Annotated in this window: 18 protein-coding genes; 1 reads left to right on the top strand and 17 read right to left on the bottom strand. The window is 55.5% G+C overall.

Going from position 1 to position 21,379, the window contains the following annotated elements; all coding sequences use genetic code 11:
- Positions 1 to 76 precede the first annotated feature (76 nt).
- Positions 77 to 952, top strand: coding sequence for a WYL domain-containing protein (locus tag Q7F16_RS04690; protein ID WP_019582650.1), 876 nt, complete (start codon positions 77 to 79; stop codon positions 950 to 952).
- Between the two features lie 139 nt (positions 953 to 1,091).
- Here Q7F16_RS04690 and Q7F16_RS04685 read toward each other — a convergent pair whose 3' ends face one another.
- From Q7F16_RS04685 to Q7F16_RS04605, 17 genes are all read right to left on the bottom strand, one after another.
- On the bottom strand, positions 1,092 to 1,700 hold the full coding sequence (locus Q7F16_RS04685) for a DEAD/DEAH box helicase (RefSeq protein ID WP_409556039.1): 609 nt from the start codon (positions 1,698 to 1,700) through the stop codon (positions 1,092 to 1,094).
- Positions 1,591 to 2,085 carry a hypothetical protein gene (locus Q7F16_RS04680; protein ID WP_409555998.1) on the bottom strand — a complete coding sequence of 165 codons (495 nt, stop codon included), beginning with the start codon at positions 2,083 to 2,085 and terminating at the stop codon, positions 1,591 to 1,593. The genes Q7F16_RS04685 and Q7F16_RS04680 overlap by 110 nt, the downstream gene beginning before the upstream one ends.
- A 420-nt stretch (positions 2,086 to 2,505) precedes the next feature.
- Positions 2,506 to 2,715: a hypothetical protein gene (locus Q7F16_RS04675; RefSeq protein ID WP_070413310.1), complete on the bottom strand. Its 210-nt coding sequence runs from the start codon at positions 2,713 to 2,715 to the stop codon at positions 2,506 to 2,508.
- A 618-nt stretch (positions 2,716 to 3,333) separates the two neighbouring features.
- A complete protein-coding gene (locus Q7F16_RS04670; protein ID WP_409555999.1) occupies positions 3,334 to 5,307 on the bottom strand; it encodes a GmrSD restriction endonuclease domain-containing protein in 1,974 nt (657 codons plus the stop codon).
- A complete protein-coding gene (locus Q7F16_RS04665) occupies positions 5,300 to 6,709 on the bottom strand; it encodes a DUF262 domain-containing protein (protein ID WP_409556000.1) in 1,410 nt (469 codons plus the stop codon). Before Q7F16_RS04665 ends, Q7F16_RS04670 begins: the two co-directional genes overlap by 8 nt.
- 266 nt (positions 6,710 to 6,975) lie before the next feature.
- Positions 6,976 to 10,224 (bottom strand): type I Zorya anti-phage system protein ZorD, encoded by a 3,249-nt coding sequence (zorD, locus tag Q7F16_RS04660; protein WP_409556001.1) that lies wholly within the window; start codon positions 10,222 to 10,224, stop codon positions 6,976 to 6,978.
- On the bottom strand, positions 10,224 to 11,849 hold the full coding sequence (zorC, locus tag Q7F16_RS04655) for a type I Zorya anti-phage system protein ZorC (RefSeq protein ID WP_409556002.1): 1,626 nt from the start codon (positions 11,847 to 11,849) through the stop codon (positions 10,224 to 10,226). Before zorC ends, zorD begins: the two co-directional genes overlap by 1 nt.
- A complete protein-coding gene (gene zorB1, locus Q7F16_RS04650; RefSeq protein ID WP_409556003.1) occupies positions 11,846 to 12,589 on the bottom strand; it encodes a type I Zorya anti-phage system protein ZorB1 in 744 nt (247 codons plus the stop codon). The genes zorC and zorB1 overlap by 4 nt, the downstream gene beginning before the upstream one ends.
- A 13-nt stretch (positions 12,590 to 12,602) precedes the next feature.
- Positions 12,603 to 14,795 carry a type I Zorya anti-phage system protein ZorA1 gene (gene zorA1 / locus Q7F16_RS04645; protein WP_409556004.1) on the bottom strand — a complete coding sequence of 731 codons (2,193 nt, stop codon included), beginning with the start codon at positions 14,793 to 14,795 and terminating at the stop codon, positions 12,603 to 12,605.
- A gap of 801 nt (positions 14,796 to 15,596) precedes the next feature.
- A complete protein-coding gene (locus Q7F16_RS04640; protein WP_409556005.1) occupies positions 15,597 to 15,881 on the bottom strand; it encodes a helix-turn-helix domain-containing protein in 285 nt (94 codons plus the stop codon).
- Positions 15,871 to 16,134, bottom strand: a complete 264-nt coding sequence (locus Q7F16_RS04635) for a transcriptional regulator (protein ID WP_409556006.1) — start codon at positions 16,132 to 16,134, stop codon at positions 15,871 to 15,873. The genes Q7F16_RS04640 and Q7F16_RS04635 overlap by 11 nt, the downstream gene beginning before the upstream one ends.
- On the bottom strand, positions 16,127 to 16,495 hold the full coding sequence (locus Q7F16_RS04630; protein ID WP_014336535.1) for a RidA family protein: 369 nt from the start codon (positions 16,493 to 16,495) through the stop codon (positions 16,127 to 16,129). Before Q7F16_RS04630 ends, Q7F16_RS04635 begins: the two co-directional genes overlap by 8 nt.
- A 26-nt stretch (positions 16,496 to 16,521) precedes the next feature.
- Entirely contained in the window at positions 16,522 to 17,754 is a 1,233-nt protein-coding gene (locus tag Q7F16_RS04625; RefSeq protein WP_409556007.1) for a D-amino acid dehydrogenase, read from the bottom strand.
- Positions 17,754 to 19,181 (bottom strand): amidase, encoded by a 1,428-nt coding sequence (locus Q7F16_RS04620; protein ID WP_409556008.1) that lies wholly within the window; start codon positions 19,179 to 19,181, stop codon positions 17,754 to 17,756. The genes Q7F16_RS04625 and Q7F16_RS04620 overlap by 1 nt, the downstream gene beginning before the upstream one ends.
- Before the next feature lie 4 nt (positions 19,182 to 19,185).
- Positions 19,186 to 19,869, bottom strand: a complete 684-nt coding sequence (locus tag Q7F16_RS04615; protein WP_014336532.1) for an amino acid ABC transporter permease — start codon at positions 19,867 to 19,869, stop codon at positions 19,186 to 19,188.
- Complete coding sequence (locus tag Q7F16_RS04610) at positions 19,866 to 20,522, bottom strand: amino acid ABC transporter permease (RefSeq protein WP_409556009.1); 657 nt, start codon at positions 20,520 to 20,522, stop codon at positions 19,866 to 19,868. Before Q7F16_RS04610 ends, Q7F16_RS04615 begins: the two co-directional genes overlap by 4 nt.
- Positions 20,522 to 21,310 carry an amino acid ABC transporter ATP-binding protein gene (locus tag Q7F16_RS04605; RefSeq protein ID WP_409556010.1) on the bottom strand — a complete coding sequence of 263 codons (789 nt, stop codon included), beginning with the start codon at positions 21,308 to 21,310 and terminating at the stop codon, positions 20,522 to 20,524. Before Q7F16_RS04605 ends, Q7F16_RS04610 begins: the two co-directional genes overlap by 1 nt.
- Positions 21,311 to 21,379 lie beyond the last annotated feature (69 nt).

Raw genomic sequence — 21,379 nt, 5'->3', positions numbered from 1 at the left:
CACGATATGTAGTGATTTATGACAGGTCTAGAATGTAGACTTATACAGGTAAAGTATTCGCGCACATGGAGAGGGTATGAAACGAAAGCAATCTATCGAGCAGGTACGCTGGGATCTGGCACTTCGCTATCGTCTGATCGAGACCGTCGCCTGGTGGGAAGGCCGTCTGACCACGGGACACTTGATGCAGAGCTTCGGTATCAGCCGTCAGCAGGCGTCCAAGGACATCAACACCTACATCACGGAACATGCGCCTAAAAACCTTACATATGACAAAAAAATAAAAGGCTACGTGCCCGGCAAGGCGTTCACGCCACTGTTCATCGACGACAGCGCAAGCGCTTATTTGCACCTGCTCTACCAGAACAACGAACGCGCTCCTCACATTGACGGGCTCGCCCTGGCTTACGCCCACACCAAGGTGCTGGAAGTCCCGGATCGCCCAATCCGGCCGGAGGTCCTGCGCCCACTACTCAAGGCCTGTCGCGATGGCCTGCGCCTGGAAACCGAGTACGTATCGCTCAACACACCGAACGTGGAAATTCGCCTGATCGCCCCTCACACACTGGTCTACACCGGTATGCGCTGGCATGTGCGAGCTTACTGCGAGAAGAACGGCCAGTACCGCGACTTTGTACTCAGCCGCCTACGGGGCCAGCCGGATTTGCTCGACGAATCGCAGAACACTCGTGAGCTGGATGAAGACTGGAATACCGAGATACCCGTCATTTTTGCAGCCGACGGGCGGCTAAACGCAGCGCAGAAGTCAATCATCGAAACCGACTTTGGCATGACCGATGGCCAACTGGTGGTGCCCAGTCGTAGAGCGCTGGTGAAGTATGTATTGCAACGCTATCAGATCGACCCGAGAAACCAGGCCACTAACCCCGAGGCACAGCAAATCGTGGCAACCAACCTCAAGGAATTGCGCCCCTGGCTCATGAATGACTGACCCGCATCTCCCTTTTCCAAGGTGCTTCGCTCATGGTGGAGTTTGGGCTAGCGGTCATTGCGGTCAGTCCACATTCTGTCAGGCCAGGAGCACACTTCGAGCCAGGTTTGTCTGAAAGATGTGAAACCCATTGGGATTGCTATGCACGAAGAACAGGTGCGCTGACAACCGTTCCATACCTGACAGCCATGCACAATCCGTTAACCAGGCTCATGTCGTACGGAGTCAGACAACAAATGGCTGTCAGATCAGGGCAGGCGACAATACATGCCAGTGACTTCGCCCGACTGACGGCCACATTCAAGCGGTTCTTCGAGTACAGAAAACCAATGTCTCGGGGCAGATAATCTTCATTCGAGGTCGTCATCGACACGATGACGATCTCTGCTTCCTGCCCCTGAAACTTATCCACAGTACCGACTCGAGCACCCGCTGGCAGCTCTTGTTTCAACAATTGCACTTGCAGGTTATAGGGGGCTACTACCAGGATGTTTTCGATGCAGATCGCGTGCTCGACGCCCTTGTTATCCACATTACGCTGGCGCAAGAAGTATGCGTAAAGGTCTTTGACCTGTACCGCCTCTTCGTCCGAACTCTGACTGTTGCCATCGTGCTCCACAGGGCAAAACATCAGCCCGCTATTCGGCACTTCCGGTCGCTGGCCATCCAGCACCAGCACCCGCTGCTCGGTACCGGGCGCCGAAGAAAGTTGACCTTCGTACACAGCCTGCGAAATGAACGAGCACACGCTGGGGTGCATGCGCCAGGAACACTCCACGAACAGGTGCGATAGTGGGTGTGCCATCCAGCAGATAGTCGAGGATGGAATCGCCCGAGCGGCCCGGATGCACGCCTTGCACCGGCTGTGACAATTGCATCTGTTCGCCCATCAGTACGATGTTGCTTGCAACCATACCCATCGTGACCAGGTTCGCCACGCTCACTTGGCCAGCCTCGTCGATGAACAGATAGTCCAGTTGCTCGGTGAAGGCGGGATCGGCAAACAGCCACGCAGTGCCGGCCGTCAAATCAATGTTGGGCCCCCAAGCATCGAGAAATTCGGTTTTGTCCTCGATCGAACGAATGCAGCGGCCAGTGAATTCCGTACCCTCTCCCTCTGAGGACTTTTTCAAACCCTTGAAAATGAATTCCTCCTCTTGCGCACGAGACTAGACAGCCGCCAGCAGGTTATTGATAGCGTGGTGCGAATTGGATGTCACGCCTATGCGCTTGCCTGCTACCCGGTGGTGCAGGTCTGACGTCCTCAGTCAGCACCACTGATTACCACATCCATCTAACAATGGAGGCAACGGTTTTCCTGTCAAAGTGTTGCGACAAGGACATGTGCAATGAACCTTCCAACCCACTGATCTACTGTGTCTGGACCCACTCAGCGAAGCGCCAAAGGCATCACTGTGGAACGCGGTCATTGCCGTCTATGACGACGAAGGCAAAGCGGTGCGCGGCGGCACATACTCCTGCGATCATTGGGGCATGGACGGCCAAGTCTCGCCATGCAAGCTGGATCAGTTGTTGACGCTCTGCTTGGAGAGCTAATGCACACTGCCCAAGCCTTGGGCCTCAAGGATCATGCGGTCGAGCATTGCGAGCATGTCGTCGACATCAATTTCCTGGAAACAGCCGCTCTGCTCCTGTTCGAGGATCATGGCGGCGAACTCCTCGCTGTACTCGACCTCACCCTCTGCTTCAACTACCGAGGGTGATGGGGTGTCCGGGTAACCTTCAGCTTGATCTTTACACATCGCAAACCTCGAACTGAATGAGACTTTAGCTAAACGGTCGCGCCAGCTTGGCCTTGAAGATTTCCAGCCCCGTCGCAGACCGGACATCCAGGTCGACATGCTGGCATGCAGGGCAAGCTGAAAACCAGTCTTTGCCCTCACGCAACGCATCGCTAGGTGGCACAGTTGTTTTATGCCAATGGCATTGGGGGCAAGTGAATGTGAAGGGATGTGGTGGCCAGGGCATTAGAGAAGAACCTGCTGGTGGTGGAAAAAACGCGGTCGACAGTGCCGCAGTTGTCAGGCCGATTCAGCCGCTCGTTTTTCCAGCTCCCATTTCATCTCCATGTATTCACGGAAGAACTCGTAGCCTTTCTTGGCGACGACGATGACGCCAACAATTGCGAACAGATTTTTCATGGTGCGGCCTCTCGGGGTTACAGATCTCAGTGGCTCGGGTCGATGAAAACCATCGTTTTGCCTGTTGATGAAACAAGCATGAGGGGCGTTCGCGACAGGGAGTGTTGTGATCGGTTGAGCCGACAGTTTTCGCTGAGAACCGCATCCTGGGCCTGAGCGCCATTCCAGATGCGGTGTTCAGAACGAGGTTGTTGAGTAACCAGATGCATCCTGCAGGGTTTACTCGGTTTCGTGTTTACTGGCGAGGCTCTTGAGCAACACGTTATTCATGTGTTTGGAATGTGTGCATATAGCGCCGGCTTCCCAAGGCTCTGCCTCCATCATCAGATACTGCTTAACACTGTCGATGGTGTTGTTCTTATAAAACTCTTTCTTCGCCGCGGGCATGAAATTACTCAGGCGAGAGTTCTTGTCATGGCTGATCAGGCAGAGATTGCCGAACGAATTCAGCGTGCCAGCGTCGAGCTGAACTTGTCCGTCTAATGGATGCTGCGGGTAGTAATGCTCTACCGAACTACGGAAGGTAAATTCATAGGATTTAACCGGCTCGCTTGCGCCGTGCTCAAGCCAAAGCAGGTAGTCCAGAAAGTTGAACACCAGGTTGTTTTCGATGTTGCCAAACGTCAATCTGGACTCAAATTTCTCCGCCGTAATGCTTTCGCGGCGTGTCTGACATCCACCCTTGTTCTGATAGATGATCGCGTAGTAATCCAGGCCTGCCTCTGGAGCGAGAAAGCGGTCAAAGACAAACGCCTTGGCGACCGACTCCATGTGCTGAAGATAAGCTTGAGCGTCAATCTGATCAGCATGAAACAGGTGATGCAGCGCCGCATTCAGCCAGTGTTTGTAGACCAGCGTTGGCGTAGAAACATGAAATGCCGACAGCAGCATCAGAATGCGACGGTTGATGCCTTCATTACCGTCCTCTTCGCCGAAGGTATTCACATAACTTCCTCGACCAGCGCGGCTGCGCTCACCGCCCTCATTCCACTTGAAGCGTTTGAGACTCCAGCCATCAGTGCCCTTGATGAACTCGCGCTTGATTACATACTGGTCAAACAGATACTTGCAGCGCAGCAGGCTGAAGGTAAAACGCTTCACCGCGGCCACTGGGTCGGGTTGTTTTAATACGTACTCTTCAAAGGTGTCGAGCAGGCGCTTGTCATCCAGAGGGATGTCCGCTTGGATATCGACGCGAAGCACATGCAACAGGAAGTTCGGGAAGTTGATAATCGTGTTGAAACGCTCCGGCGAGTCTTCACTTGGCTCATCCTGCTTCGCAGCGACCGGTGCCTTGGCAATGATCTGATCAAGGGTCAAGCGAGTGTCCTGCTGGGCAGCCACCTCTTGCGTACTGTGCAACGCAGCCCGAAGCGAATCGAAGTCAGCGAGTTCAAACCGTCCCCAGTTCTTTTCGCCAAAAATGCTGCCACGCTGGCCAGGCGTGAAGCCCATTTGCACATAGCGCTCCATGTTGGCACAGGCTTCCCACACTGCGTGCAAGCAATTCTGACTCCGCTCACAGCCTTGCAACTTCTCCATCATCCGCGCCTTGAGCACTTCGTGCTTTTCCAGCTGCTCACCGCGGTTGTTCATAATCTCGAAGTAATGGTTCAGGTCCGTATCAGCCGGTACCTTAACCCGCATGATTTGTACGAATTCAAACAAGTAGTCGGCAAATTGCTGAGGCGAAATTCCCTTCTCCTTCAGCTTCTGAGGCAAGACTTTCTGGATCAGCCGATAGCCATTGAGGATGCCGGTATTGATCTGCCTCTCGACCAATACCTCGGCAGGATCGTCGTTGAACTTCCCCTCGAAGATCGCCGCAAAGGTCGCGCGCGAGTGTTCGCGGCTGTCAAAGTGAATGCTCAAAGTCGAATACCAGGCGAGATCCACCAACCGGGTGTTTTTCAGATACGACGTCAACAACGACAGGGTCGTCAGCCGCTGCTGGCCGTCAATGGTTTCAAACACCGGGGTTTTGCTATCCGGGCGCTCATACACCACCAGAGTGCCAATATAGTAATTGCGCGCTTTATCAGAGGTCATTGGCAGGTAGTCGATCACGTCCTGAATCAGCTGAGTGATCTCACCCTCCTCCCAGGCGTAATTACGCTGATACATCGGGATAACATACTCAACGCTACCGCTCAGCAGCGCCTTGATGGAAAGCTGGCTGATTTCATTACTCATAATATTTCATCGCCTTGAACAGAGCCTCGATCTCATCGGTCCTGGTTGACTTCGTACCGCTCATCACCGCCAGACTGCAGTTGATAAAGTCGGCAGGACGTGTGGCGTCTTTGATCAACCTGAACAGATTGTTCTCCAGCACGTGGTTATCCATGCTTGCCAGCTGCACTACCTGCATCTTCAGGCGCAGGCTATAGGCCCAGACGAAAACCTTTTCGATGGCACGAGAGATATCCGCGTGACCAAACTTGTCGATGTAATAGATCAACAGGCAATCGAACATCGCCCGTACATAACAATCGCCGGTTCGGGTTCTTGCCGGGTAAGTATTGAGGGTATCCATGATAGTTTTCGCATAGCCATCGAGCCCCTCAGCCCCCACCAGTTCATGCCCGTTCCAGGACTCGGCGCTGATCCGCGCTACTTTGCTCTGGTAGTGGCTGATCAGCTCAAAAAAGCGCCGACCATTGATGATGAGCTGGTCCAGATGGAAGGGAAAACCGAGCTCGCGCGAGTCGATCTTGCGCTCGTACTGCCCGTTGTAGTTATCTACAAAATGGTGGGCGATGCGCAGTTGCTCCACATAGGGATAGCTGGCCACCGTGTCAATGTTCACGCCCTTGAACAAGTCGCTGTCATCTTTGCTGAAGTAACGAGCCGAAACCCCTTTCGACCAGTTGCGGATGCGGTACAGGTACTGGGAGAACAGTGTGGCCAACTCCTTGGAGTCGCTGTTCTCCCAACGCGCTACAGTTGCCGCCTTCAATGGCTCGTCATGCGGGCCGAACTCACGCAGATGATAAGCCTTGAGCAAATCATGGGGCTCCAGGTCCCGGCCCCGCGCATTCTGCGAGTCGAAGAATTGGAAGGCTTCCGACACATCGTTCAAGGCCACGGCCACGACCTGGCACTTGTTCAGGAAGAAGTCGATATGCACCTCGGTGAAGTCCGCGCGGGAAACGATGCGGGCCACCTCAAGGTAATTGCTGTGGATGTTCTTCTGCGAGATCTCGCTGCTAAAGCTTGGGTTCACCATCGCTTGCTCAAGTTTTAGCAGGCGCTCTTGCAGGTCTTTGCGTTCGAGCTTTTTTTCTTTGTTACGCTGAATCAACGCACGGGCCGCCAGCAGCAGGCTGACAGTCCGCTGCTGGCCGTCGACGATGTTCCTTGTCCCACCCTCTTGATGAAAAACGATAGTGCCCAAGCGGTAGGCGGACCTATCCTTGTGGATGGCGATATCGGAGAACAGTTGGTTGATATTCTTCCCGGTCCACTTGTAGGGACGCTGGTACTGGGGAACATCCAGCGCAGAATCCATAAGCAGTTCATAGACACTGACGATCTTGCTGGATAGTTCAGTGGGTTGCGGCAAGTGAATCGCTTCCGTGCTCAGATTGGTCATAGCAGTCGGGTTCTTCCGGTTAGGAGTTCTTGCATCATGCCTTGCTCAGGAGAGCGGGTTAAGGTGGGCAGCAGACTCGGATGCTGCGCACAGCCGCTGAGCTTTCGGCGCCAATACTGGACGTGTGCACAGGTAAGCAATCCGCTCACAGGTTGTACCAGACAAGCGCCACTTGGCTGGTTTTTGCCTATTTGCAAACCCGAGCAGGAACTTACCTGTACTTATATTTGACATATCGCCAAGCAACGTTTTCCTGCAAGTCGGGCTCAGCGTGTTTTCAGCAGCGCCTCAAAGTCCGAAGCCTGAATATCCGAAGCCCCACTCAACATGTCCCGCGCCAACGCCCGCCGCTTACTCAGCAACTCATCGAGTGTCGCTTCGAACGTCGGCATCTGCGCATCACGAACCGTCGGGTAGTACACATAGACATCCTTCTCCTGTCCAATCCGATAAGCCCTGTCAGTTGCTTGATCTTCCTTGGCCGGGTTCCAGCAACGGGTGAAGTGAATGACGTGGTTGGCTGCCTGCACGTTCACCCCAAACCCGACAGCGATGGTCGACAGAATGATGACTGCGAATCCCGGCAGCTCCTGGAATTGGTCGATCAGCCGCTGCCGGCTATTCGCACTCTGGCTGCTGGTACTGGTATCGCCGTTGATGACGGTTGCCCGAAACCCGAAATGCTCCTGGATCGAGTGCTGCAACTCCCGCTGAATATCACGCAACTCGGTAAAGACAATGACCTTGTCGCCATTTCCAGCTCTTTTGATCGACTCAAGGGTCTGCATCAACCATTGCAGCTTCGGCGAGTTGTCACGCAATCGCTTGTCTGGCTGAACGCTGTAAGGATGAGCACAAATGAGCTTGAGCTTGTGCAGCAACCCGAGCATGCCGGAGGTCTTTTGATCGAGCTGTTCTTCAATCTGCTGCTTCTGGCTGTAGGCGGATATTTCCGACAGGTACAGATTGCGCTGCAAGGCGTGCATGCTCAAAGAACGGCACGCCGAGTCTTCAATTTTGGCAGGCAGGTCTTTGGCAACGTCCTGCTTGGTTCGGCGCAAAGTCTGCGGATCGATAAGCCCTCGAAGGCGCTCCAGGGCAACCGTGTCACGCTCCAACGCGGCTTCGATTGGGCGCTGATACTCGCGACCGAACTGGTTCAAACCACCTAGAAAACCTGGTTGAATGAAGTCGAACAGACACCAGAGATCGATCAAGGTGTTCTCGACAGGCGTACCGGTACACGCCACTCGAAATCTCGCAGGAATGGCTTTGATCGCCTGAGTCACCAGTGCCGCGGGGTTCTTCAGCTTCTGCGCTTCATCGCACACGACGATCGACCACTGCTGGCGCGCCAGGGAAAACTCCTGATCGCGAAGTGTCTCGTAAGTCGTCAGGACGATTCGGGCGCCACCCACCCAACCTGGGCGCAGCAAATTCTTGATGCCTTTTGCTTTCAAGTCAGCAGGGATTTCTTCCTTCTTGAACTTCACTGCACTCAAGGCTGAGCCATACAGCTTCAACACTGGTAGCGCATCAGCGAAGAAGAACCGATGAAGCTCACGCTCCCAGTTATCAAGCAACGAAACTGGGGCGACGATAAGTGTCGGTTTGTCTTGTGGATATTTTTCCAGGTACCAGACAAGGAAGGTGAGCAACTGGATCGTTTTCCCAAGCCCCATGTCATCAGCGAGCAAGCAACCTGACACGTCCGCGGGGGACAAGCGGAACAAATGCTGCAACCACGCGACGCCTTGAAGCTGGTGCTCACGCAATACGACCTCAGGCTTGAGCAAGCTGGGCAACTCTGGTATTGCATCCAAAGCGGCGCGTAATGCTGCTTGGCGAATCTCAACGTAGGTCGGTTCGTCGATGTTGTGGCCGATTTGCAGTACGGCGCGACCAACTTTTTCCTGTTGCTGGACCAGGCCGGTCTCGACAGGGGCGATCTTCTTGGACCAGGCATTAAACAGTTGCTCGGCGGCGGCAATCGACAGCGGTGTTTCGGACTCTGGCAAACAGACCGTTTCATCACCGGCAGCGCGAGCTTCGTCCAGTCGCTGCTCAAACGCTTCAAATTGAGCACGGTCGGAAGGATCCCAACGCCCAAGAACTTCTGCGTCAATGCCCAGCGCCGCCACATCCTTCGGCAACCAGTTCTCTGTCGCCTCTTTGACGAGGAAAGGCGAAGTTATTTTTTCCGCTTCCCCGATGCCTGTCACACGATCGCCGTATAGAGACAGGTCAAGGACTGAGTCGAACTCAATACCGGCCGCTTCGTTTTGCCAACGCTTAAGCAGGTCGCTGATACCTACCATCTGCCGCAAATCAAAATCGCTGAGCTCCAGCTCATAGCCCTGCCAGAAACCAGCTGGCATGCCAGCGGCCAATTTCAGCTGCAACTCATGCACGAACGGCGCGAGTTCATAAGCCGCTTTGAATTCAACTTCGATGGGCGCTTGCGGCGTTGGCGAGATTGGTTCGAGCGTCAGATTTACCTGCTCGATGCGCTGTCCCGCTTCATCCAGTTTGGGCTCCAGACGAAAGCGATGAAAGAAAATTCCAGCCTCGGCCAAGTCGTCTTCATAGGTCCCGGCATCCAGAACTTGCGCGGCGCTGTCGCCGAGTGCGCTGTACGGGTTGCGGACAAATGAAAGCGCTTCGTCGCCCGCGACCCGACGCCCGGGCAGCGAGCGCACATAGTCCAATACAGATTTGACTTCAGGCTCAATCAGGACGTGTGTTAACGATCCATCATCACCGATCACCCGATATCGATCCTGAACCTGATTGGCACCGTCGAAACTCGCAAGCCAGTTTGCCGGCTGGCCTTCGAAGCCTGGTTCCAGCTCGATAACAGGCGTATTACCTACTGTCGATTTTCGCGGGTTGAGTCGCAAGCTTTCAGGTTTGATAACGACGGTCTTATCCAAGAAGCCATCCATACCGGCACCAGCCTTGCGCGCCAACTTCCTGATGCTAGCCCAGCCAATCTGGTTAGTTACTTCACCCGGCTCATTTTGCTGAGCCAGATAAAGTTGCCGTACCGCACCGGTCAGTTTCCACGATGACTCAGACAGAATTTCCATTGTTTCGTGGTACTGGACGATGGCCCCCGTACGCTGCACCTGCACATTTGCATTGGACTGCGGGTCACGCCATCCACTGATGGAGACTTTGAAGTCGTCGGAGGCAAGACTGCCCTGGCTGCTCAGTTGCGGGATGAGAGTTGTCTGTGGCGGTAACCCCAATAGCGGCAGACTTGTTAAGTGCTCTGGCTCATCTAGAAGCCGATAGAGCTCATCCCACGTCAGCAGCCAGCGATCGCTGAGTTGGGAGACGAACTCCTCTTCTTCCAACTGGTCCAGATAGCTTGCCAGCGGCCAGGACTCCGTATTTTCCGCCAAGCTCAGGGGATAACAAACGCCCTGCTCCTCAATGGAAAAAACAGGCTCAGTATTTTCTAACGCCGAATTCATCTGCAGGCCAATGCCTTTGAGGAAACGCTTGAGCATTACTGTCTCCAGAACCGGAGTGGCTGGTGATTGACGGGCTTGAAGCCCAGGCGTTGGAGCGCAGCAACGGCGGCCAGGTCGTTGTCATCGAGCTGGACCTGAAACGCACCGCCGCGCGCGCGCTGGTCATAGACTTTGTGTTTGACCGACTTCAGGGCGTCACGGACTTGGTCTTCGAAAGGCAATGGTTTGGCTGAACCTGGCGCTCCGGCCTGACTTTGCACGCGAATACCCAATTTCTCGAGGGCATCATCGAATTTGCTGAGCCAGCCCTCTACGCGATTTGGGCGGCTAGGTGCAGGTGAATGCCGCATAGGATTGAAAGCACTTGCCTGCTTCAGATCTGCTTTAAGTGCAAGCTGAGATTTGTCCGGATTGAACGGTGAATTATCTGCTTTGTACACATAGCAGGCATTACCTGTTCCAGAAAACTCCACGAAAAAGTAGTTTCCAATCTGCATGACTACAGCATTATTGTGCCCGGGACCGCCTACCAACTTGCTCAAGCGCCCTTTGTTCTTCTCACGGAAATGAACGAAGTCCCGCCCACTGTCTTGCCAGGCGTCCGAGCCCATGACGATTCGGGTGTAGCTCATTTGGTTGGCAAATCTTAGCCAGTAATACAGGCGCGACTGATCAACCTCGGAGTCTCCCTTCAACAGGTTGAAGAAGTGCTCCAGATCTTCCTTCGCGAACCACGCAACGACCATTGCACAGACATCTTTTTCAACGTACTGCAGCCAGCTGTTTTGTCTGGAACGGATCTGAGGGCTGCCCCAGTTGTCGAGGGCGACCTGTTTGAGCAGCGACGACGGTTTCTCTCGATACGCTGCCAAGTGATAACGCGACAGGCATGCACTCAGAATGTCGTTCATGTACCGCGGATGCTGCCGGCCGATGTCGACAAGGTCGGCTAAGCGCTGAGAAAACTCGGCGTCATCCAACATAAATATACGAGAGATAAGTACGTTAAAGATCCTTCGCCACAGCCAACTGCTGTCAGGGATCTGCGCAATCGTCTGCAATGCCGAAAGGTCGCTGATCTCTCCCTTGAACATCTGGTCACCCAGCCTGGCACCTGCCTGCTCGGAAAAAAGCTCCTGATGCTGCTGGACGATATGCACCCATTCCTTCTCGCGTTTTTGCTGACCACTGACGCATTCGAAGCCAAGCTGAACGTCTGCCCGCAACACACACCAATTGGCGTTCCGATCAGGCGTGGCGGCCTCGTACCCAAAGTAGCTAAAGCACAGCGCCAACCAATCTCGGCGGCTCAGTCTCCGTTTTTCAATGCGGTGATGGATTTCTTTATGCACTCGGTCAAAAAGCTGGTCATCGTCCAGTATCGGTCCGACTCGCTCACTCTTGTCCGAGAGACCGGCAAAAACCAAACGCCATTCTGAGGCGTTGAGTGGGAGTACATTGCGGAATTTGTTTATCGCAGCGCGGCGCTTTTCCTGAGGTGGCGGCAAAGCCTTTTCAGCGCGTTCAAATCTTTCGTAAAGATCAATTCCCGCAGCACCCAGACGGGGGAATCGCGCCAGCGGTTCAGGCGCTGCCCCGGTTCGATGCGTGGAAAGACTCAGGTTAATAGCGGCGGAAAGCCTCGCGATTGGGCTAGTCATCGGCTCATCGCCAACTGACACTTTTCCATATCGGTGTTATTGAACACCGGTACCTCTGGCTTGAGGTTGTCCTCCTTTTCCTTCAAGCCAAAGAACTGCATGCGCAACTCCACTCGCCGGCTCTCTTCCTTGGTGTCCTTTGCATTGTTGAACGACACACCGCCTGCCAGGAAAATCGATCTGATTTGCTGTTGGTGCTCCGGCGACAATCCGACTTGGAGCGGGCTGCGGCTATCGAGCAGACTACACATCACCCACTCTGAACGCTGCAGTGAAAGGTGCAGGTTATAAAGATAGGAGCCGTCGGTGTCTGTCGATCCCTCGATCACAACCTGTTTGAACCATTTACGGCCTTCTTCACTGTTAGCCGCGTCCAGAATCATCGGCACAACCTCTTGAAGTGCCGACTGGCCATCGTTGCTCAGCGCGTACTGGTTATGCCCAAAGCGGCCAGCATCCCCGAAGCTAATCCTATTGTCCTTGCAGTCCACGACGATGGTTTTACTGGCAGTCTTCGCCTGAAGGCTCAGGTGCTCGCAGATCTGACTGATGTCCCTATTACGTTGCTTCTCTCCCTGCTCCGCTTGGTTAATACGCTGCGTCACAGAACTCAAAGCCGCCACCATGACCACGAGAAATAGAATCATCATCGCAGTCATCAAATCAGCGAAGGAGATCCAGAACGGCTTCTCTCCCTCGTCTTTTGAACGGACAACCGAAGGCATTTGCTTACCAAACATCGACTAGCCTCCGTTACTGCCTGATTCGTTCCATGATGTCGCCGAAGTCTTCGAGACTTTCCTTGACCCCTTCTACACCGCCAGCGAGGCTCTTGACTGCTTTATCGAGCTCGGCATCCAGACTACCCAGCGTTTGTCTCAAGGTCCGATCCATGCCATCACCGAACTCTTTAAAGCCGTTACCCAACACACCACTGATGTTTTCCAGGTATTCATAAACTTCACGGTTAAGCGCCTGCATTCGCTCGCTTTGAACCTTCAGGTCCTGGAGATACTGGCTGCGGCCGCTGGCCTCCCCTTGTGCGCTTGCGACAACCCCTTCGATGACCGCGAGAGTTTTCGCCAGCGCTTCACGATTGTTTCGATAGTCCGCAACCACGGTGTTCAACTCACGTGATGCCTGTGCAAGCTCAGTACCTGCGCCCTGGACTGTGCCCATCAGCCCCGCAGTCGACTCACTGGCACGCGCAACGCTTTGTCCGGCCGTTTCAAACCGCTCAGCCGCCGCCCGCATCTTGTCTGCGCCTAGCTGCATGCTCTGCAAATGCTGCTCTGTTTGGGCACTCAATGCCTTAACGGTGTCCTGTGCAGATTTCTGTTGCTCTGACACTGTTTGCAGCAACGCCTTGACCTGTTCGTCAAGACCGCCCACCAAGTCACGGGTGCCTTGATGCAGGTCAGCCTGTGCAGCGCGGGTGGTTAGATCCATCTGCTGCTGGCCGTGCTCCAATTGCTTGAAGACTGCCGAGAGTTGCTCACCCAGCACCTCAACGGAGCCCGCAATTTTCGCCATGGTTTCCTGTTGACCTTGGCCGATGTTCTGCTTGATCGACTCAACAAAAGCCTGGAGATTCTCAGCCATTGCCTGTTGGCGAGCCTCGCTTTGAGCAAACAACTTCTCCAACTGCTCGGCCATTCGAGCACCTGCCCCCTCCCCTTCGTTGCCGATACGGGCAACCGAAGCCTGGAGATTGGCGAGCATCTCGTTCATCCCCGCTTGCATGGCGTTCTGTCCGGCCTGCATATCGGAGAGTAACTGAGCGATCATAGTCGAGCTGTTTTGGGTCGAGGACTCGCTAGCCGAACGCATATCTTGGATCAGCGTCGAAAAGCCTTGCTGCATCGACTGCATTGCGGCAACGGACTGACCCATCAGTTCGTGTAGACCGTTGAACTGTTGGCCGAACGTACCTTCCAGCTTATTCATGAAGGCAACTAGAACATCCTGAAGAAGGTTCTGTACTTGCCCTGACTGGTCGCCACTGGCGGCCTGAACCGCACCCGCAATAGCTTCAAGGGGGGATTTGAGACTGTTCTCAATCGCACTGCTTACCTGATCGGCCAACAACTGCCCAGAGTCACGGTAAGTCGTTGACAAGGTATCCGCTAATTTGAGGCTTTCGCGGACTTGGGTATCAACGAGGTTCTGCAGCATTTCCCGCAGATCGGTTACCAGGCTGTCCTTGAGCTGACGGGTTTGCACGGAGCTTTCAGCACTCGAGCGCACAAGCTCCGCTAGATATTCCTCACCGACACCACTGTCGAAAAGCCCGTCGATGGTTTCGTTGAACGCTTCAAGAAGCCTGTAGCATTGGCCCAGACGCCACTTTTCAGTAATCGTGACGGCTATAGAGGCCATGATTGAAATAAAGGAGCCGATGAACGCAAACAACACGTCCTTGAGCAGCTTATCGACGCTGGCATTTACCTGCTCAGGGGTGCTTGGATCAAAATGCTGTAGGCCTAGCATCAAGCCGAAGAAGGTTCCGACAATACCGATGCCGGTCAAAATACCAGGCAGGTGTTTATAAAACTCGGTTCCCAGCGGGGTATCAACCACGCTTTGAGGTGAGAAAAAATGCGCGGCTCCGGCGGTGGCGCGCGACCGGACAAGAACCTGTTCGCCTTCTTGAAACTCAAACTGGTCGTGCAGCGTTTCAGCGTATTCGTGCCAAGAGTGCTCCAGCTTGCTTCCATTGAACAGTTGCTCCAATTCAGAGCGCCGTTGAGACGGGGCGAGCGCTTTCACACCGTGCACACGTTTAGTCAGTTTTTTCAGCTGACTGCTAAGTTTGAAGGATGGACAAAAATAACGGACAAAGTACCAAGCGCACAAAATGAAAACGAAGCCAACTACCGTTATTGGCGCGATCAGCTGCTCGGAGCTTGCTGCACCCCATAGATGCAACAGCGTCGAAAAATCCATACTTTCCGCCTTCAATTTAGCAATTTTTTGATGTTCGGGACGCTTGCAACAACCACATTGATGCGTCAATCGCCAATCCCGTTGGTGATCGATGACAGCACCTTGCTCGGCACGCGTTTTTCAGGGCACAACAAAGTCGGAAAGGAAGGGCGGTAGTTTCACTACGACTGATCAGGAACCTTCCGTGGACAAATGTTAGAGAATCATGTCCTTATGCCAGCACCTTAGCCTGAGCCTTGACCGTCGTAAAGCCGGACGCGATCAATGGATCCCTGATCTGAGAGATCCGATAGGCTTATCGGGTGTGTGCTCCGCGACCACTGTACAGAGACACCAAATCCCCTCCAGCCCCTCTGCAATTTAATCCGTGTCGAAACTTTGATTCTGCACAGCCAATTCGCGAACCATCAGCTCAATACGCGCGACATCTTGAGAAGTTGGAGCACGAGCGCATTTGCCGTACGCGACAGCAATAAGGCACGCGCCGACTCGCCAGAGCGAGTGAAGGAATGAACCAAGCGCCAGCAATCGCTATCAGTAGCCGTTGGTTCCACTCAAAGGCGAAATCCGAAGTACAGCTGTGGAATTGAGCTTTGGTCGACGTAAAGGCAGGAATTTAAGAAGATTCGCGAATGGTATTCCATAAGGTATTCCAATAGAAAATCTAACCAAAAATAATCAATAAAAATCAATACGATACAGAATCAATTCAAATTACCCCGGCCCACCAATTCATCATCTAAAGACGTCCACGGATGTCTTTTTTTGTGCCTGAAATTCACGGCTCGACGTAATTAAACGTCAGATGGCTTGAAGGGCTCGCAGTGCTTCTGGGTGCTGGCTTGCAACCCTTAATAGGGTTTGTGCCGCACCGGCAGGTCGCCGACGACCTTGCTCCCAATCCTGCAATGTACGCAGGCTGACTCCCAGCAGCTCGGCAAATGCACTTTGAGATACACCGACTTTAGCCCTGGCCTCAGCCGCAGCCGAAAGCGTCACCTCGGTTGTGCGTGCCGCCTTGCCAGCTTTCATTTGGCGTACCGAAGCCAACAAGTCTTTTTGAAAGTTCTCCATTTCATGATCCATTGCTGATCTCCTCTTTCAATTGATTCAGGAAGGCGGTCGGCAGGTTGTCGAACTTCGCCTTGGCGTAGGCTATCAGCAACCAGATGTGGCCTTCAGGAAGCGCGTTGTAGTAGATAACCCGCGTACCACCACGCTTACCCATCCCGCCACGAGACCATCGCACCTTGCGCAACCCACCACAGCCGGGAATCACATCGCCAACCAACGGGTTTGCAGCCAACCAGGTGATGAACGCCTGAACCTTCTCAAACACCAGAAGCAGGTTTCACGGCGATAACCATGATCTCCACCAGCACCTCAGGCCGCGCCAGACGTGCCTGAACAGTGGCCCGTGCCGGAGCACTATCCGCTGGCAGCCAGGCGTCCCACACCGAATTCATCAGAGCGAAATCACGATCAATGTCCTTGAGCCAGATCTGCGCGCTCAAAAGCTGGCCCTTGTCGCTGCCCGCCAGCGACAACAAGGCTTCTATCTTGGCCAGCACCTGCTGCGTCTGCTCTTCGATGCCAACCTGTAGATCAGTGGGCACCTGGCCGGAGAGGTAAAGCAGATCGCCATGACTGACCACACCGGACATCCGCACGCTGCTCTGAAAACGTTGAATCGTTGCCATCGGGTTTATTCCCTGAATTGAGAAAGTTAAGGCGCCATGCCGTCGATCAACCGGACCAGACGCTGGGCACTACCGAATGCCAAGGTCATGCCCAGCGCACCCTGGCCGCAATTGACGTACAGGTTCTCACAACCACTGACGGCCAGAATCGGCCGCCCGGTGGGGGTCGCCGGACGCCAACCGGTCCAGGGCTGACAATCATCGGCGTTCCCTCCCAGACCGAACAATGCCTGCGTCGAGGCTTTCAGTTGTTCGATACGCTTAACGGGAATCGATGCGTCCAGCCCACACAACTCGACCATCCCCGCGACGCGTAAGCGATCACCGATCCGGGCGAACACTGTTTTACGCCGCATGTCAGTCACGCTGACCGTCGGTGCATTCATCGAATCAGTGATCGGCAACGTAATGCTGTATCCCTTGAGCGGGTAGACCGGCATGCGCACACCGAACGCTGATAACAACCCCGCACTGTAAGCACCAGCCGCCAGCACGACCGCCTGCGTCCCTAAAAGACCAGGGCCTTCGATGGCGTGGTGAATCTCCAGCGCGGTGATGCGCCCGCGTTCACGTCGGAAAGCGGCAACCTCACTGTCGAACAGAAAACGCACACCCTGCTTGCTCAATAGTCTCGCAAGCTCCTGACAAAGCTTGCGCCCATCGACCGCGCATTCGCTGTCGGTATGGACCGCACCGTGAAACGCCTTCTTGTAGCCCTCAAGTGCAGGTTCGATCGCCAAGGCTTCGGCGGGGCTGACGATTTTTTGTTGCCTGGCGCCTTGGGCGGCCTGGAACTGCACCTGCTCGCCGGCCTTGCGCAGGCTTTCAGCATCGGGGTACAGAACCAGTTTTCCGGTACGGGCGAAATCGCACTGCACCTTTTCCTGACTGATGAAGGCGTCCAGCGCCAGCCGACTTTCATGCGCCAGTTCCAGCAACTCGACAGTGGTCTGGCGCGAAATGGACGTACGGCAGGCCGCGAGAAACTCCACACACCAGCGCCATTGCTCCACGCTCCATTGCGGCGAAAATTTCAGCGGTCCGTTGCGCGCCAACAGCATCTTCGGAATGCCCGGTAACAGAGAGGGATCAGCCAGTGGTTGCACATAGCTGTAACTCAATTGCGCTCCATTGGCAGCACTGGCTCCCATGCCTGCCTCCCCCGCACGATCGATGACGGTGACGTTATGACCGGCCTTGTGTAAAAACCAGGCACTGCTCAAGCCAACGATTCCAGCGCCGACGACACAGATTTCCATTACGCCACCACCCTGTCCGACAGGTCCCAACCCACAGGCCGCCGCTGGTGCCAATCACTGACTTGCTGGTAGGCATGGGCGATCCGCAGGACCAATGGCTCGGCGAAAGCACGCCCGACGATCTGCATCGAGACCGGCATGCGTTGCTCGTCGAAGCCCGCCGGCAGCGCCACTGAACAGAGATTGAGCAAGTTGGCGAAACGGCCGAGCAAGGCCAGCGGCGTACCGTACTCATCGACCTGATTCAACGGCACACTGCCAATGGCGTTGGTCGGAAACACACAGGCATCGACATTGGACATGGCTTCGTCCATGGCTTGACGGGCAACACGTCGTTGGTTGTGCAAATGGATATAAGCCGCCGCGTCGATGGCGCGCCCGCTCAGCACCCGACGCTGCACATGAGGATCGAAGCGCAGATCATCGCGTTCGAACAGGCTACCAAGGCTAGCGTAGCCTTCGGCACTCATGAGGCCACCGGCAACGCGCATGCACTGCTCCAGCGAAGTCGGTAGCGGTTGTTCGACCAGATGCATGCCCAGTGCGGCCAATTGCTCAAGCCCTTGGTCATAGGCTGCCAATACGCCAGGCGCGATGTGTACGCGTTCGGCCTGTGGCAGCACCCAGATGCGCAGACCGGCCACCGGAAGATTCAAACCTGCCGCGGCGCTGAACACTGGCGACTTGGCCGAGACCGGATCCAGCGGGTCCGGCCCCAGCAGCGCGTCAAGCATCCACGCGGCGTCTTCGACGGTGTGGGTAATCGGCCCCACCGAATCCAGCGATGGGCACAACTCAATCAAACCGTGACGGCTGATCAACCCACGCGTGGTTTTCAGGCCAACCAGACCACACATACCTGCGGGAATCCGCACCGAGCCGCCGGTGTCGGTGCCCAATGCCGCGCTTGCCAACCCGCCGGCCACGGCCACCGCTGAACCACTGCTGGAACCCCCTGGAGCACGATGCACGTCGGCGTCCCATGGGTTCCACGGCGTGCCCATCACGGCATTGGTGCCCCATCCCCCGAAAGCGAATTCAACGGTGTGGGTCTTGCCCATGATGATCGCCCCGGCGCGCTCCAGTCGCTGCACTGCCGTGGCGGTGAGCCGCGAGATACGCGGCTCCTGCGCCAGCGAACCACCGGTTATGGCCTTGCCGTCGATCTCGAACAAATCCTTGATCGCAACCGGAATGCCATGCAATGGCCCCAGGTTGACACCGGCAGCCCGCTGCCGATCGGCCGCGATGGCGGCACCGAGCGCGCGCTGGGGATAGGCCTCGACATAAGCATTGAGTTGACCGTTGAATCGCTCGATCCGCTCCAGTTGCGCGCAAACCAGGGACTCGCTCGTGAGCGCTCCGGACTCCAGCGCTTGCCGCAACTGGCCAATGCTGTGGGAAGCGGTTCGATCCTTGATGTTCATGTGTTCAACCTCGAATGGTTTTGCGTCCGCGAGAAAATCGTACTTCCAGTACTCGCGATAACAGAGAAAGAGGGAAAGCGATGACGAAATAGAACAACCCCACCAGCAGGAAAATATGCATCGGCAAAAAGGATTCGGACGCGATGGCCCGGGCCGCCAGCATCAACTCATCGGTGGCGATCAAGGCGCACAGGGAGCTGTCCTTCAGAATCGACACGTAGGCATTGAGCAACGGCGGCAACATGCCGCGAATGGCTTGCGGAAAGATCACTGCGGTGAAGGCTTGCAATGGCGTCAGGCCGGTGGCGATGGCCGCCTCACGTTGGCCACGATGCAAGGAGTCCAGTCCACCGCGCAGGATTTCCGCGACGTAGGCCGAGCCCTGCAAGCCCAAACCGATGGCTCCGGCCCAGTAACCCGACAGCGTCAGCCCGAGGCTGGGCAAGGTGAAATACAGTGCCAGCAGCAACGCCAGGAGCGGCACTGCACGCATCCCCTGGATGAAGAACACCGCCAGACGCTTGAGCAGTACGCTGGGACTTTTCATCGCCCAAGCCAGTAACGCGCCCAACAGCGCCGCCAGGGCGAAGCCTGTCAGGGACAGCTCGGCGCTGACCCGTGCTCCGAGTAGCAGGCGCGCAATCCAGTCGCTCCAGTATTCCGGGTATTGCTGGAAAAAACTGATCATCGCGCCGCCCCCAGATGACGTTCAAGTCGGATGAATCCCACGCCAATGGGCAGGATCATCGCCGCATAGATGCACATCACCGCCAGATAAATCAGCGAGGTCTGGAACGTGGATGTCACAAGATTGCGTGCCAGGAACATGATTTCCGGCACGGCAATGGCCGAGGCGATGGACGTGTCCTTGATCAGTTGCGTGACATAGTTGGCATAAGCCGGCAACGCAACGCGCAGGGCCTGGGGCAAGAGGATGTAGCGCAGAATCTGCATACGGTGCAGGCCGATGGCCTGCCCGGCTTCATGCTGGCCGACGTGCAACGATTGCAAGCCGACTCGGAAAGTATCGGCCAACACGGCGCTGCCTACCAGGCTCAAACCGACAATGGCCGCCAGCCACGCGGGCAGATTGATTCCCAGATAGGACAGCCCGAAGTAGATCAGAAACAGGTGTGCCAGCGCAGGCACGTTGCGCATCCATTCGATGAAACAGGCGATGGCGCCGAGTACCAGTCGTGATCGGCTGAATGTCAGTAAAACCGCCAGCACCAGACCACCCGCGCTGGCCAGCACCAAGGTGCAGAGGGCAATTTCCAGCGCGTTCATTGCGCCTTTCAACAGCAAGGGCAACAGCCCGAGGAAAGCTTCCAGATTCGCCATCAAGCGCTCTCCACAGCCATGCGCCCAAGAAAACTGCGGGTACGTTCGTGACGAGGGTTGTCGATGACTTGCGCCGACGGCCCCTGTTCGACAATGCGTCCGCCGTCCATGAAGATCACCCGATCCGCCACATCGCGGGCAAACCTCACTTCGTGGGTGACCATGATCATGCTGCGGCCCTCTTCCGCCAGCTCGCGAATCACGGCCAACACTTCGCCGACCAACTCGGGATCCAACGCCGAGGTCGGTTCGTCGAACAGAATCACTTTCGGTTGCTGGGCCAAAGCCCGGGCGATGGCGACCCGCTGCTGCTGACCACCCGACAATTGCTCGGGATAAGACTCGGCCTTGTGCCGCAGATGGACTTTTTCCAACATCGCGTCGGCCAACTCATACGCCTGCTTGCGCGGCATGCCTTGGGCCTTGATGGGACCGAGCGCGACGTTATCGCGCACGTTCAAGTGCGGCCAGAGATAGAACAACTGGAACACCATGGCGATCTCGCGGCGCTGCGCAGCCATCTCCCGGTCACTCATCAGGCGTAAACGCTTACCGTCCTTGACCTGCCCGATCAGCTCGTTCCCCAGCCAGATCTCGCCACTAGTCGGTTTTTCCAGGTAATTGATGCAACGCAGGCAGGTGGACTTCCCTGATCCGCTTGGGCCAATCAGCGACAGGGTCTCACCGGGCTTCAACTCCAGGCTGATGCCCTTGAGCACTTCCAGATCGCCATAGTTCTTGTGTAATTCGTGCACACGCAGCAACGCGGTGTCAGACGGGCTCGACATCTTGGCTAACCTCTTTTTTGTTATAGGCATGGCGATGAGTCGGAGCATCCGCATGAGTCCGCCCCATCG

The organism is Pseudomonas sp. Lb2C2 (assembly GCF_052112205.1).
GTDB lineage: Bacteria > Pseudomonadota > Gammaproteobacteria > Pseudomonadales > Pseudomonadaceae > Aquipseudomonas > Aquipseudomonas kilonensis.
This window is presented reverse-complemented; position numbering and strand designations above follow the sequence as displayed.